Raw genomic sequence first — 12,882 nt, forward strand, 5'->3', positions numbered from 1 at the left:
ATGCCGGAGCTGCCGGAGGTCGAGGCCCTCAGGGAATTCCTCACCGAACACCTCACCGGACGGGTGGTCGAGCGCGTCCTGCCGCTCAACGTCAGCGTGCTCAAGACGTACGACCCGCCGCTCACCGCCCTGCACGGCGGGCGGGCCGGCACCGTCGCCCGGTACGGCAAGTTCCTGGCCCTGCGCATCGGCGACCTCCACCTCGTCACCCACCTGGCCCGGGCCGGCTGGCTGCGCTGGCAGGACACCCTGCCCGAGCGGCCGCCCCGGCCCGGCGGCAAGGGCCCGCTCGCCCTGCGCGTGGCCCTGGAGGGCGGCGGCGGCTTCGACCTCACCGAGGCCGGCACCCAGAAGCGGCTCGCGGTGTACGTCGTCCATGACCCCCAGGAGGTCCCCGGCATCGCCCGCCTCGGTCCCGATCCGCTCGCCGAGGGCTTCGACCGGGACGCCTTCGCCGCGCTGCTGGCCGGGGAGCGGCGGCAGATCAAGGGCGTGCTGCGGGACCAGAGCGTGATCGCAGGGATCGGCAACGCCTACAGCGACGAGATCCTGCACCGGGCCAAGGTCTCGCCGTTCAAGCTCGCGGCCTCCTTCGACGAGGACCGGATCACCCACCTGTACGCCGCCGTCCAGGACACCCTGCGCGAGGCCGTCGCCCGCTCGCACGGCATCGAGGCCGGCCGGCTGAAGGCGGAGAAGAAGAGCGGCCTGCGGGTCCACGGCCGTACCGGCGAACCCTGCCCGGAGTGCGGGGACACCATCCGCGAGGTGTCCTTCGCCGACTCCTCGCTGCAGTACTGCCCCACCTGCCAGACCGGCGGCGAACCACTGGCCGACCGGCGCATGTCCCGGCTGCTGAAGTAGCCGTAGACTCCCGCCCCATGGCCGAGGAGCAGCAGCCCCCGCCGCGGCGGGAGATCGTCACCGGAGTGCCGCGCGGCGACCGCCGCCGGCCGCCCGCGCACGCCCCCGCCCGCTCGGAGATCTCCGAACAGACCACGCTGGGCACCACCTACGTCCGGGCCCTCATGCGCAGTCAGCTGCGGGCCGGCCTGGGCGCGCTGGCCGCGCTCACCCTCCTGATCGGGACGCTCCCCGTGCTGTTCACGCTGCGGGCCGGCCCCTCGGCGCAGCTGGTGTGGGTGGTGCTGGGCGTCGCCGTCTACCCGGTGATGTGGCTGATCGCCCGCCGCTACGTGCACCGCGCCGAACGCAACGAGGCCGACTTCACCGGCCTGGTCGCGGACTCCGCCGAGACCCCCGGCCGCCACCCCGCCGGCCCGCCCCGGAACACCGAATAGCGCCCGCGGGCGTCAGAACAGGTGCATGGCCAGGTGCCCGAGCGGTAACCCCAGTTGCCAGGCGGGCGTCCAGACGCGGGCGTTCTCGTCCAGGCCGGAGGGGACGTCCGCGTGGCCGTGGCCGTGGTGGCCCGGGTCGAGGTTGGTGGCGAAGAGCTCGGTGCGCTCCAGCCAGCTCCAGGCCGAGCGGGCCAGCTCCAGGTCGGGGTCCTCGCCCCGGCCGGCCTCCCGGGCCTCCTCGCCCAGGTCCAGGAGCCGGGTGTGCACCCAGTCGCGCCACGGGTGACCGTACGCCGTGAGCGAGAGCCACTCGTCGAGCTGCGAGACCACCCGGATGCCGGAGAGCTCGCCGGCCGCGTCCGAGAGGTAGATCGTCAGCGCCAGGGTGTCGCGGCCGGCCCGGAACTCCAGGGTGCTGACCGGGATCAGCCGTCCCGTGCGCAGCAGCTCGTCCGCGATGTACTCCGCGTAGAGCCATGCCATGGGCACCGCGAGCCCGCCGCCACTGGTGCCGTTCGAACCCTCGGGCTGCACCGTTGCCACCTTCTCCCGCACTTCGAGCCGTCCCGCCGTCGGTCACGAGCCTTCCCCGAGGGGCTCGCAGGGCGGGGGATGTTTACTCAACTTGAACGGTCTGATGCCGATTTCGATGCGCTCCGCGCCTGTTTCGTGCGGATTCAGATCAATCCTTGAGCCGTTCTCCAGCGGTGGCCCGCGGGCGCGACGGCGCCGGACCGGGGGTCAGGCGCCCAGTCCGTACCCCTGGAGGTCCTTCCTCAGCGCGCGCAGGGCGTAGTAGGTCCGGGACTTGACGGTTCCGGCCGGGATGCCGAGTTCGGCGGCGGCCTCCGCCACCGAGCGGTCACGGAAGTAGACCTGCATCAGCACCTCGCGGTGCTCGGGGCCCAGGCTTCCCACGGCCCGCCGTACGTCGATCGCGGTGACCGAACTGGTCACGCCGTCGAAGGGGGCGGGCGCCTGCTCCAGACCCTCCGGGTCCACCTCCTGCGGACGCGACAGCCGGGCCCGGCGGGCGTCGATCGCGAGCCGCCGGCCGACCGTGAACAGCCAGGGCCGCATCGAGTCGTGGCCGCTGACCAGGGCCTCCGGGTGCTGCCACGCGCGGAAGAGGGTCTCCTGCACCAGGTCCTCGGCGCGCTGGGCGTCGCCGCCCGTCAGCCCGAGGAGGAAGCCGAACAGGGCCCGGCCGTGCTCGCGCTGGAGTTCGGCCAGCGCCTGGGGGTCCGTGCGCGGCAGGGTGGGGGAGGGGGGCACCGGGGCGGCTCCTTCCGGGATGCGGGGGCTCCGACACGCCCACCCTGACCTGCGGGGAGCGGCCCCGGGAACCGTCGGGTGCGGGCCGTGCGCCCAAGCACCCGGCGGGGCCGGTGGGCGGCCGCACCGGGCGACGAACGGTCGAGCGGCGCGGCGAACGGTTGGGGCCCTCGCCGTCCCCCGGTTTTCACACGGGGCCGTCGGAGTGGCCGGGGGCTTTTGCGGACGGCACCGTTCCTCGATTTGCGTCGTCTCCCTTGATGGATTCAGGTGATCAGATAGTCATATTTATGGTCTCTTCTCGGGAAAGACGGCACCGATGACCAAGCACACGTGGCGCGCCCGCACGGCCGCGCCGGCCCTCCTGCTGGTGGCGGCCGTGGCGGCCACGGCGGGCTGTTCGGCCTCCACGGCCTCGAAGGACGCGGCCCCGGCCCGTCTCGGCGCGTCGGGGCCGGCCCAGGCGGCCGCGCCGCCGTCCGCCGCCGCCCGGGGGTTCACCCTGGTGGCGACCGGCGACGTGCTGCCGCACCCGTCGGTCTACCAGCGGGCCCACGCCGACGCGGGCGGCGACGGATACGACTTCCGGCCGATGTTCTCCCTGGTCAAGCCGGTGGTCTCGGCCGCGGACGTGGCGCTGTGCCACATGGAGACCATCTACGGCGAGGACGGCGGGCCCTTCAGCGGCTACCCGGCCTTCCGGTCCCCGCCGCAGGTCGCCGACGGCCTGAAGGACACCGGGTACGACGGCTGCTCCACCGCGTCGAACCACACCCTGGACGACGGCGCGGCGGGCCTGGCGCGCACCCTGGACCGCTTCGACAAGGTCGGCCTGAAGCACGCCGGCTCGGCCCGCACCGCGGCGGAGGCGGCCACGGTGACGACGTACTCGGCGGGCGGCGCCAAGGTGGCGCATCTGGCGTACACGTTCGACCTGAACGGCTACCCGCTGCCCGAGGGCCGCCCGTGGGCGGTCAACACGATCGACGAGAAGAAGATCGTCGCGGACGCGCGGGCCGCCCGCCGGGCCGGCGCGGACGTGGTCCTGGTGAGCCTGCACTGGGGCACGGAGTGGCAGACGGAGGCCGACGAGCGGCAGCTGACGCTGGGCAAGTCGCTGACGGCCTCGCAGACGGCCGGACGCCCGGACATCGACCTGATCCTCGGCACACACGCGCACGTCCCGCAGGCGTACGAGAAGGTCAACGGCACGTGGATCATCTACGGGATGGGCGACCAGGTGGCCGGCCAGATGTTCAACCACAGCGGCGCGTACGACCCGCGGGGCAACTACGGCTCGATCGGCCGCTTCCGCTTCGAACCGCCGGCGGCCGCGGGCAGCCGCTGGCAGGTGACGAAGGCCGAGTTCATCCCGCAGTGGATGGACATCGGCGCGGGCAAGGTGGTCAACCTCCCGGTGGCCCTGGCCGAGGACCCGGACAACGCCGACTACCGGCGGGCGCAGGAGGCCATCTCGGAGGCCGTGCTCGGCCGCGGCGCGGCGAAGGACGGCCTCACCCTGGGCAAGTAGGCCGCGCCCCCGTCGGTCCCGTGTTCGAGGGCCGTGCTCCCCGGCGCCCGTCACCCCGTCGGGGCCGTGGTGACTCGGCGCGCGGTCCCGCTCCACGCTCCCTACAGTGCCAACCATGAGTGTCACCGCACCGGAGATCCACGGCACCCGCCACCGCTTCCTGAACCGGGTGCCGGACGGGTTCGGCGCGTTCTTCGGAGCGCTGGGCCTGCTGTGCGCGCTGCTCGCGCTGTCTCCGACCCTGCGGCGGCTGCTGCGTCCGGTGGTCCGGTTCCTCGACATCTTCGTGGTCCCGGTCAGCGCGAACCTCGCGTACGCGGTCTTCCTCTTCCTGCTCGCCGCCGCCCTCGGCACCCGCAAGAAGGTCGCCTGGTGGATCGTCGTCGCCTATCTGGCCCTGCTGATCCTCGTCGATCTGCTGATCATGGCCGAGGGCTACTACCTGGTGGGCGGACCCTCGATGGGTCTGGCGGTGGCGGCGCTGGTCGTCCTCGTCGTCGCGCGCGGCGAGTTCTACGCCGCGTCCCGGCCCGGCGCGCTCTGGCGGGCGCTGCTCGTCCTGGGCCTCGGGCTGCTGGCCGCGGTGTTCCTCGGCTGGGCACTGGTGGCGCTCTTCCCCGGCACGCTGCCCCAGGGGCAATGGCTGGACTGGGCCGCCAAGCAGGTCTTCGGCGGCCTCTTCTCGGCCCGCCAGTTCGACGGCCGGCCACCCCGCCCGCTGTACTTCCTGCTCGGCCTCTTCGGCGCCCTCGCCCTGCTGAACGCCGCCGCCACCCTGTTCCGCTCCCAGCGGATGACGGCGGCGCTGCACGGCGACGAGGAGCCCCGGATCCGGGCGCTGCTGGGGGCGTACGGACGGGCCGACTCGCTCGGCTACTTCGCCACCCGCCGCGACAAGGCGGTGGTCTTCGCCCCCAGCGGCAAGGCGGCCGTCACCTACCGCGTCGAGGTCGGCGTGTGCCTGGCCAGCGGCGACCCGGTGGGCGACCCGGGCGCCTGGTCGGCGGCCATCGACGCCTGGCTGGGCGTCGCCCGCCGCTACGGCTGGCAGCCCGCCGTGATGGGCGCCTCCGAGGAGGGCGCCACCGCGTACGCCCGCTCCGGACTGAGCGCGCTGCAACTGGGCGACGAGGCGATCCTGCACGTCGCCCACTTCGACCTGGACGGCCGCGACATGCGGGTGACCCGCCAGGCCGTCAACCGGGTCCGGCGCACCGGCGCCACCACGCTCATCCGCCGCCACTCGGCCCTGTCCGAGGAGGAGATGCGGCGGATCATCGAACGGGCCGACAGCTGGCGCGACACGGAGACCGAACGCGGCTTCTCGATGGCCCTGGACCGGCTCGGCGACCCGGACGACGGCGACTGCCTGCTCGTCGAGGCCTTCGACGCGGACGGAGAGCTGATCGCCCTGCTGTCCTTCGTCCCCTGGGGCAAGGACGGCATCTCCCTGGACCTCATGCGCCGCGACCGCGCCGCGCCCAACGGCGTGATGGAGTTCATGGTCGCCGAGCTGTGCGCGACCGCCCCCAAGCTGGGCGTGCGCCGGATCTCCCTGAACTTCGCGGTGTTCCGGTCCGCCTTCGAGGAGGGCGGCCGGATCGGTGCCGGACCCGTGCTGAAACTCTGGCGCCGGCTGCTGCTGTTCTTCTCCCGCTGGTGGCAGCTCGAAGCCCTCTACCGCTCGAACGTCAAGTACGGTCCCGAGTGGTACCCCCGGTTCCTCTGCTACCAGGACGCCGGTTCACTCGCGCGGGTGAGTCTGGCCTCCGGGGTCGCCGAGGGCTTCGTCTCCGTACCGAGCCTGCGCAAGCTGTGGGGCAACGGCCATCCCCGCGGGGTCACCGCCCCGGTCACCACCGCGGGGCTGCCGCCGATCGACTCCCTGGGCCTGGAGGCCGTGGCGCAGGAGGGCGCGGGACCGGCCGCCGAGCGCCTGCCGGAGCAGGTCCGGGTCCGCCACCGCAAGCTGGAACGGCTGATCGCGCAGGGCACCGACCCGTACCCCGTGGGCATCCCGCAGCGCACGCACACGGTCGCCCAGCTGCGGGCGGCGCACCCCGGGCCCCCGGCCGGGACCCGTACCGGGCAGGAGGTGACCGTCGCGGGGCGCGTGATGGTCGTACGCGACCTGGGCGGCGTGGTCTTCGCCGTCCTGCGCGACTGGTCCGGCGACCTCCAGCTGATGTTCACCCGCGAGGAGTCCGGCCCCGCCGCCCTGGACGCCTTCACCGCGGAGGTCGACTTCGGCGACCACGTGGTGGCGAGCGGCGAGGTCGGCGCGAGCCGCAGCGGCCGGCTGTCGGTCGTGGTCCGCTCCTGGCAGCTGACCGGCAAGTGCCTGCGCCCGCTGCCCGACAAGCGCAAGGGCCTGGCAGACCCCGAGGCCCGGGTCCGCCGCCGCTACCTCGACCTGGTCGCCAGCCCGGAGGCGCGCGACGTGGTCCGGGCCCGCTCGGCGGCCGTCCAGGCGCTGCGCCAGGGACTGCTGGACCGCGGCTACCTGGAGGTCGAGACCCCGATGCTCCAGCAGATCCACGGCGGCGCCAACGCCCGGCCCTTCCGCACCCACATCAACGCCTACGACCTGGACCTCTACCTGCGGATCGCACCCGAGCTCTACCTCAAGCGGCTGTGCGTGGGCGGCATGGAGAAGGTCTTCGAGATGGGACGCACCTTCCGCAACGAGGGCGTCTCCTACAAGCACAACCCCGAGTTCACCATGCTGGAGGCCTACCAGGCCTTCGCCGACTACGACGTCATGCTCGACCTCACCCGCGAGCTGATCCAGGGCGCGGCCACCGCCGCCTTCGGCTCGCCGGTCGCGCACAAGGCCGGTCCGGACGGCAAGCTCCTCGTCCACGACATCTCCGGGATCTGGCCGGTCAAGACGATGTACGGGGCGATCGGCGAGGCGCTCGGCGAGGAGGTCGACGCCGACACCGAGGAACACGTGCTGCGGCGGCTGTGCGACCGGGCCGGGGTGCCGCACGCCCCGGAGGACACCCGGGGCGACGTGGTGCTGGAGATGTACGAGCGGCTGGTGGAGGAGCGCACGACCCTGCCCACCTTCTACAAGGACTTCCCCACCGACGTCTCCCCGCTGACGCGCCAGCACCGCAAGGATCCGCGGCTGGCCGAGCGCTGGGACCTGGTCGCCTTCGGCACGGAGCTGGGCACCGCCTACTCGGAGCTGACCGACCCGGTCGAGCAGCGCCGCCGGCTGACCGCCCAGTCCCTGCTGGCCGCGGGCGGCGACCCGGAGGCGATGGAGATCGACAACGACTTCCTGGACGCCCTGGAGTACGCGATGCCGCCCACCGGCGGTCTCGGCATCGGGGTGGACCGCCTGGTCATGTTCCTCACCGGTCTGACGATCCGCGAGACCCTGCCGTTCCCGCTGGTCCGCCGCGGCTGACCGGCCCGGCTGACCGGCCCGGCTACTGGCCGAGGAAGGACAGCCGCACCTGCCGATGGGGATTGTCCTGGTTGGTGTCCACCAGACAGACCGACTGCCAGGTCCCGAGGGCCAGTTCGCCCCCGATCACGGGCAGGGTCGCGTGCGGTGCCACGAGGGCGGGGAGCACGTGGTCGCGACCGTGGCCGCGGCTGCCGTGACGGTGCTGCCAGCGGTCGTCGGCGGGCAGCAGGTCGGCGAGGGCGGCCAGCAGGTCGTGGTCGCTGCCCGCGCCGGTCTCGATGACGGCCACGCCGGCCGTGGCGTGCGGCACGAACACGTTCAGCAGCCCGTCGCGGCCGGCCGCCACGTCCGCGAGGAAACCGGTGCAGGCGGAGGTCAGGTCGTGGACCCGTTCGCCGGCGCCGGTGGTGACGTCGAGGACACGGGTACGGAAGTTCTCGCTCATGCCCCTCATGGTGCCCTGCGCCCCATCCCGTCCGGGGAAGGCCGCTGCGCCGACCGGGTGGGGGCGCGCGCCGGCGAACGCGCCTCTCGACATCCGCGGCGATCTCGTTGATACGTAGTAGTAATGAAAAATGACGAGCCGACAGTGGGGCGGCGCGTGCTCCTGCGCACCGCCGTCTTCCTCGGAATCGCGGCGGCGTCGGGCATGCTCACCGGGGGCGAGGCGGGCAACCCCGGCCGTGCCGGGGCCCTCGCGACCTCCGGCGGGCCGTCCGGTCCGCCCGGCGCCCCCGGCCCGGCGGGCGGCGCGGCCGGTGCCGGCGCGCCCGGAGCCGCCGCCGTCCTGCCGCCCCAGGGAGCGCCCGGTACGGCGTACCGGCTGCAGCCCATGACCGCCGAGGGGCCCGCGCGCCGGACCGCGAACCGGTCGCTGGCCCCCCGGACCCGGCCGATCCTGGAGCTCCCCGCCACCCCGGCCTACGCGAGCAGCATGGTGCTCACCTTCGACGACGGGCCCGATCCCCGCTACACCCCGGACATCCTGGACACCCTCGCGCGCCACCGGGTGCGCGCGATGTTCTTCGTGTGCGGCGAGATGGTCGCCGAACGTCCCGACCTGGTACGCCGGATGGTCACCGAGGGGCACGTCATCGGCAACCACACGTGGACCCATCCGCTGCTCACCAAGCTCAGCCGGCCCGACCTCGCCGCCGAGATCGCCCGGACCAGCGACCTGGTCGAGAAGACGACCGGCCAGGCGCCCCCGTGGTTCCGCGCGCCGTTCGGGGCCTGGAACCGCGCCGCGTTCGAGATCGGCGCCGAACTCGGCATGGAACCGATGGCCTGGACGGTGGACACCCTGGACTGGAAGGAGCCCGGCACGACCACGATCGTCTCGCGGGTCCTCAAGGGCGCCGCCCCCGGCGTGATCGTGCTGAACCACGACGCGGGCGGTGACCGCTCGCAGAGCGTCCACGCCCTGCGGACCTACCTTCCGCAGCTGCTGGAACGGGGCTACCGGCTGACCCTGCCGCCGGCCGGCGCGGAGCTGTGACGCTGGGCGCGCGGCGACGGCGGCGACGGCGGCGACGACGGCAGGAGTGAGGCCGCCGGGCCGGCGTGGAGGCGGCGCCGCGGTGGCGCCGCCTCAGCGGGCCTGCACCATACGGGCGAAGACGACCACGTTGCCGTCGTAGCCCCGGCCCTTGGAGTAGCCACCGCCACACGTGATCACCCGGAGCTCCGGGTGCCCGGTGTCCCCGTACACCCGCGACCCGGGGAAGGCGTTCTTGGCGAACACCTCCACGCCGTACACCTCGAACACCGCCGTGCGCCCGTCGTAGCGCTCCACCTCGATCCGGTGGCCCTTGCGGACCGAGCCCAGGCCGAAGAAGACCGCCGGGCCCTGCGCGTTGTCCACGTGCCCCACGATCACAGAGGAGCCGCGCTGGCCCGGCGAGATGCCGTTGAGGTACCAGCCGGCCAGATTCGGGTCCTGCGGCGGGGGCGCGTCGATCCAGCCCTGGGCGTCCAGCCCGACCGTCATCACCGGCGCGTCGACGTTGATGTCGGGGATGCGGATGCGCTGCACCGACGAGTGGTCCAGCACCTCCATGTCCGCCGGCGGCACGGGCGGATTCGCAGGCAGCTGATCGGCGCGCACGTCGACCCTGGCCGCGGCGGCGGGCTGCGGGGGCCCGTCGTCGGCGTCCGACCCGTTCCGGACCATGGCGAGGCCGGTGAGCATGACCAGGGCGATCGCACCCCATGGTGAGCGTCTGCGTGGCTTCCCCGTCTCGTCCTCGCTCAGCATCAGTTGTTTTCCCTTCCCGACGCGGGGGTCCCGACCCGCGTTCTGTGTCCCACCCCGGTACGCCCTTCTCCCCGCACGGTAAGTCCGCGCGCCCGGGACGGCGATCGGGGAAGGGCGAACGGGTGGCGCGCGGGCGGCCGGGACGGCGGCGACCGCGAGCCCGGCGGGCGTCCGGGGCGGGGCGGGGGCGAGGAGGGGCGTGGCCGCGGGAGGGCCGGGCGGGGGAGCGGGGCCCGGAAGGGGTGCGGCCATCCAGGTATTCATCACATGAATCACTGACGGGTCGTGACCTGCGGATCCGTCAGCGCCGCCGGGCACGCCCCGGCGTGTCGCTCAACCGGGCGGCCCAAAGACGGACATGCGCTGGTTGCGGGCCGCCCCGAGGGTTCCTCATGGGAGGCGTTCTCGTCGATCATCCCGGGCCACCGCTCCGGGGCGCTTCCCGCTGGAGGTTCCACCATGCGTGCATTTCGCGCTCTCGTAGTGACGGCGGCGGCCTTCGCCGCCGTCGGACTCAGTGCTCCGCTCGCCGCGGCGGACCCTCCGGGGACCGGGGGCACCGGCGGTTTCGGCGGCAACGGCGGCAGCGGTCCCAGCAACGTCTCGGTGAATCCGTTCGCCGTGCACCAGGGCTCCACGATGCAGGTGAGCGCGAGCGGTTGCGGCCGCGGCGGTTCCGTCAGCTCGCCGGGCAACTTTCCGCCGCGGGACCTCTCGCCGGGGTCCATCGGTTTCGCGACGGTCCGCATCAACAACCACGCCTCCCCGGGCAACAAGACGCTCCAGGTCAAGTGCAACGACAGCCCCCTCGTCGCCACGGCCCGGTTCCGCGTCCTCGACGGCAACGGTGCGCAGGGCGGCCTCGGCGGCTCCTTCGGCCCGTCCGCCGCCGAGACCGCCATCGGCGGAGGCCTCGTCGGTACCGCGGCCATCGGCGCGGGCATCCACGTGATGCGCCGCCGCCCGGCCCGCGGCCGGGCCTGACCGGACGGACCTCCCCGGTCGAAGGGCCCCGGAACCGGTCGAAGGGCCCTGGAATCCGCCGGTCGCCCCCGGATCCCGGCCGGGATCCGAGGGTGACCGGCGGTGCGGCGGACACCGCGCCGGCTCCGTCGCCGGTCCGGTGCCCTGCCGCCGCTTCGCCTCTAGTGCTGACCCCGGACGCGCGAGCGGCGCCTGATCATGTACGCCGTCCCCGCGGCCGAGACGAGGAACAGGCCCGCGCCCGCGGCGATCTCGCGGGCGTCCATGGAACCCGCACTGCCGCCCAGACCACCGCGCACCGCACCGGCCGTCGCGGTGGCGGTACGCGTGGGTGCCGGCGGGACGGCCGTGGTGACGGCCCCGGTCGCGAGGGCGGTCACGACCGGGGCGACGGAGTTGACGGGACGTGCCACGTCGGTCGAGCTGGTCGTGGGGGTGGAGTTGCCACCGGTGATGGTGAGGTCGGTGGAGCCGGTCTCGCCGTTGCAGGTGAAGGAGACGGAGTACAGCGCGCCGCGGCGGGCGTCGCGGTCCACGGTGACCCGGACGGTCTGGCCGCGCGGGATGCTGACGGAGTCGAACACCCCGGAGGAGACGGTGGCGTAGGCGGCGTTGCAGCCGGTGACCGAGAGCACCGCCTGGCCGCCCGGAGCCACCGTCGACGGGGTGATGGCGAAGCCGAACGACGTGACCGGCGCGCCCGGCGGGATACCGGTCGCGCCGGCGGGCATGCCGAGGGCGCCGAGGACGAGGAGGCCTCCCGCGGCGCCGGCGCTGAACAGGGCTGTGGCTGAGGTACGTATCGCACCCATGGCTGATCTCCGGATCCCCGAGGGGCAGCTGCGGAACCGTTTCCGCACGTGGGGGGTCGTGCTCCTCGATCACGGCCACGCTAGGGCGGCCGGGGGTGACCCGCGATCAGGAGCGGGCGAATGGGGCATACGTGTGGGCCGAACCGGGGACGCGGGGCCCGTCCCCGGTTTACCGGCCGGCCGGCCGGCGCCGTGCGGCGGCGTGCCGCGCCGCCGCACGGCGCCGGCCCTCAGTCGCCCGGCGCCGCCTGCGGGAAGTGGTGGAAGAAGGGTTCGGCGGTGGCGGCGATGCCCCGGCCGAAGGGCGCGTCGAAGTCCCAGATCAGGAACAGCAGGAACGCGATGAGCGCGCTGAACAGCCCGGCCAGCAGCAGCTCCCGGAACGAGCGCCGGATCTGCAGGGCGAAGATCATGCCGACCGTCACCAGCGCGCCGGTGATCAGGCCGAACCACACCACTCCGGGCATGGTGTCGCCGGCGCTGCCCGCCCGCGCGCTGCGGGCGTCGTCGGCGGCGCCCACCTGGTCCACCAGGGGCTGGTAGGCCTGCCCCTCGTGGTCGGTCTGCGGCTCGTAGTCGGTCACGTCCCGGCGGATACGTTCCAGCAGCTCGGTGCCCCGCGGTGTGACGGCACCGTGCTCGGCCATCGCCTTCCACTCCTCGGTGACCACGTACGACACGTACGCGTCGACGTCGCCGCGGATCTTCGCCCGCACCTCGGGCGGGTAGGCCTGGGCGCGGGCGTGCACCTCGTGCAGGGCCTGGGCCTCCTGGCGCACGTACTCCTGGGCGGCCCCGCGGGCCTCCCAGACGCCCGCGATGGCCAGGCCCAGCACGATCGCGTAGATCACGCCGATCATCATCGTCATGTACTCGATGACGTCCGGGGTCTCGCTGGGGTCGTCGTCCTCACCGATCCGGCGGTGGCGGAGGAAGACGATGGAGAGCACCACGGCGCAGGCCGCGGCCATCGCGAGGGTCAGGACCAGCCATTCCGACAAGGGAGCTCCAAGGGGCGGGTGGGCGGCGGGCAACGGGCGGCCGAGAAACAGGGGCCTAGCGCGGGCGCAGCGCGACGACGGCCACGATCGCGGGGGCCGCGGTGAGCAGGGTGAAGGTGACCGGTGAGATGTGGTGTTCCGCCGGTTTGCGGTGCTCCGCGCGGTACGCGGGACGGGCCACCGGCTTCTTCGACGGGGCGGGCGGTGCCGGGGTGGCCGCCGGCGCGGGGGGCGGCGGTGCCGGGGCCCGGTGGACCCGGGGCGCCGGGGCGGGCGCGGGCCTGGCCGCGGCCGGCGGGG

Annotated in this window: 13 protein-coding genes; 6 read left to right on the forward strand and 7 right to left on the reverse strand. The window is 73.8% G+C overall.

Annotated features, from left to right (window positions below):
- Together ACZ6KO_RS04625 and ACZ6KO_RS04630 are read left to right on the forward strand one after the other, a co-directional pair.
- Positions 1-864, forward strand: coding sequence for an Fpg/Nei family DNA glycosylase (locus ACZ6KO_RS04625; protein WP_469299906.1), 864 nt, complete (start codon positions 1-3; stop codon positions 862-864).
- Between the two features lie 17 nt (positions 865-881).
- Complete coding sequence (locus tag ACZ6KO_RS04630; protein ID WP_469299908.1) at positions 882-1,301, forward strand: hypothetical protein; 420 nt, start codon at positions 882-884, stop codon at positions 1,299-1,301.
- 12 nt (positions 1,302-1,313) lie between these two features.
- Here ACZ6KO_RS04630 and ACZ6KO_RS04635 read toward each other — a convergent pair whose 3' ends face one another.
- Together ACZ6KO_RS04635 and ACZ6KO_RS04640 are read right to left on the reverse strand one after the other, a co-directional pair.
- On the reverse strand, positions 1,314-1,784 hold the full coding sequence (locus tag ACZ6KO_RS04635) for a hypothetical protein (protein ID WP_469301541.1): 471 nt from the start codon (positions 1,782-1,784) through the stop codon (positions 1,314-1,316).
- Positions 1,785-2,042: 258 nt separating this feature from the next.
- Positions 2,043-2,576 (reverse strand): sigma-70 family RNA polymerase sigma factor, encoded by a 534-nt coding sequence (locus ACZ6KO_RS04640; RefSeq protein WP_469299910.1) that lies wholly within the window; start codon positions 2,574-2,576, stop codon positions 2,043-2,045.
- A gap of 319 nt (positions 2,577-2,895) precedes the next feature.
- On the opposite strand from ACZ6KO_RS04640, the gene ACZ6KO_RS04645 reads away from it, so the two are divergent.
- Complete coding sequence (locus tag ACZ6KO_RS04645; RefSeq protein ID WP_469299912.1) at positions 2,896-4,107, forward strand: CapA family protein; 1,212 nt, start codon at positions 2,896-2,898, stop codon at positions 4,105-4,107.
- A gap of 115 nt (positions 4,108-4,222) precedes the next feature.
- Entirely contained in the window at positions 4,223-7,525 is a 3,303-nt protein-coding gene (lysX, locus tag ACZ6KO_RS04650) for a bifunctional lysylphosphatidylglycerol synthetase/lysine--tRNA ligase LysX (protein ID WP_469299914.1), read from the forward strand.
- A 22-nt stretch (positions 7,526-7,547) separates the two neighbouring features.
- Here lysX and ACZ6KO_RS04655 read toward each other — a convergent pair whose 3' ends face one another.
- On the reverse strand, positions 7,548-7,973 hold the full coding sequence (locus ACZ6KO_RS04655; RefSeq protein WP_469299916.1) for a secondary thiamine-phosphate synthase enzyme YjbQ: 426 nt from the start codon (positions 7,971-7,973) through the stop codon (positions 7,548-7,550).
- 123 nt (positions 7,974-8,096) lie between these two features.
- On the opposite strand from ACZ6KO_RS04655, the gene ACZ6KO_RS04660 reads away from it, so the two are divergent.
- Positions 8,097-9,026, forward strand: a complete 930-nt coding sequence (locus ACZ6KO_RS04660; RefSeq protein WP_469299918.1) for a polysaccharide deacetylase family protein — start codon at positions 8,097-8,099, stop codon at positions 9,024-9,026.
- 93 nt (positions 9,027-9,119) lie between these two features.
- Here ACZ6KO_RS04660 and ACZ6KO_RS04665 read toward each other — a convergent pair whose 3' ends face one another.
- A complete protein-coding gene (locus tag ACZ6KO_RS04665) occupies positions 9,120-9,785 on the reverse strand; it encodes a class F sortase (RefSeq protein WP_469299920.1) in 666 nt (221 codons plus the stop codon).
- A gap of 459 nt (positions 9,786-10,244) precedes the next feature.
- On the opposite strand from ACZ6KO_RS04665, the gene ACZ6KO_RS04670 reads away from it, so the two are divergent.
- A complete protein-coding gene (locus ACZ6KO_RS04670; RefSeq protein WP_469299922.1) occupies positions 10,245-10,769 on the forward strand; it encodes a hypothetical protein in 525 nt (174 codons plus the stop codon).
- Positions 10,770-10,930: 161 nt separating this feature from the next.
- Here ACZ6KO_RS04670 and ACZ6KO_RS04675 read toward each other — a convergent pair whose 3' ends face one another.
- The 3 genes from ACZ6KO_RS04675 to ACZ6KO_RS04685 form a co-directional block, all read right to left on the reverse strand.
- On the reverse strand, positions 10,931-11,581 hold the full coding sequence (locus ACZ6KO_RS04675) for a hypothetical protein (protein WP_469299924.1): 651 nt from the start codon (positions 11,579-11,581) through the stop codon (positions 10,931-10,933).
- 230 nt (positions 11,582-11,811) lie between these two features.
- Positions 11,812-12,582, reverse strand: a complete 771-nt coding sequence (locus ACZ6KO_RS04680; protein ID WP_469299926.1) for a bestrophin-like domain — start codon at positions 12,580-12,582, stop codon at positions 11,812-11,814.
- A 55-nt stretch (positions 12,583-12,637) separates the two neighbouring features.
- The gene (locus ACZ6KO_RS04685; protein WP_401442605.1) at positions 12,638-12,763 is read right to left on the reverse strand and encodes a hypothetical protein; all 126 of its coding nucleotides are present in this window, start codon (positions 12,761-12,763) and stop codon (positions 12,638-12,640) included.
- Between the last annotated feature and the right edge of the window lie 119 nt (positions 12,764-12,882).

The sequence above is a fragment of the Streptomyces sp. NPDC042102 genome (assembly GCF_055582305.1).

Coding starts and splice junctions, on each gene's coding strand:
- ACZ6KO_RS04625 (WP_469299906.1), top strand. CDS start 1: ATGCCGGAGCTGCCGGAGGTCGAGGCCCTCAGGGAATTCCTCACCGAA.
- ACZ6KO_RS04630 (WP_469299908.1), top strand. CDS start 882: ATGGCCGAGGAGCAGCAGCCCCCGCCGCGGCGGGAGATCGTCACCGGA.
- ACZ6KO_RS04635 (WP_469301541.1), bottom strand. CDS start 1,784: ATGGCATGGCTCTACGCGGAGTACATCGCGGACGAGCTGCTGCGCACG.
- ACZ6KO_RS04645 (WP_469299912.1), top strand. CDS start 2,896: ATGACCAAGCACACGTGGCGCGCCCGCACGGCCGCGCCGGCCCTCCTG.
- lysX (WP_469299914.1), top strand. CDS start 4,223: ATGAGTGTCACCGCACCGGAGATCCACGGCACCCGCCACCGCTTCCTG.
- ACZ6KO_RS04655 (WP_469299916.1), bottom strand. CDS start 7,973: ATGAGCGAGAACTTCCGTACCCGTGTCCTCGACGTCACCACCGGCGCC.
- ACZ6KO_RS04660 (WP_469299918.1), top strand. CDS start 8,097: ATGAAAAATGACGAGCCGACAGTGGGGCGGCGCGTGCTCCTGCGCACC.
- ACZ6KO_RS04665 (WP_469299920.1), bottom strand. CDS start 9,785: ATGCTGAGCGAGGACGAGACGGGGAAGCCACGCAGACGCTCACCATGG.
- ACZ6KO_RS04670 (WP_469299922.1), top strand. CDS start 10,245: ATGCGTGCATTTCGCGCTCTCGTAGTGACGGCGGCGGCCTTCGCCGCC.
- ACZ6KO_RS04675 (WP_469299924.1), bottom strand. CDS start 11,581: ATGGGTGCGATACGTACCTCAGCCACAGCCCTGTTCAGCGCCGGCGCC.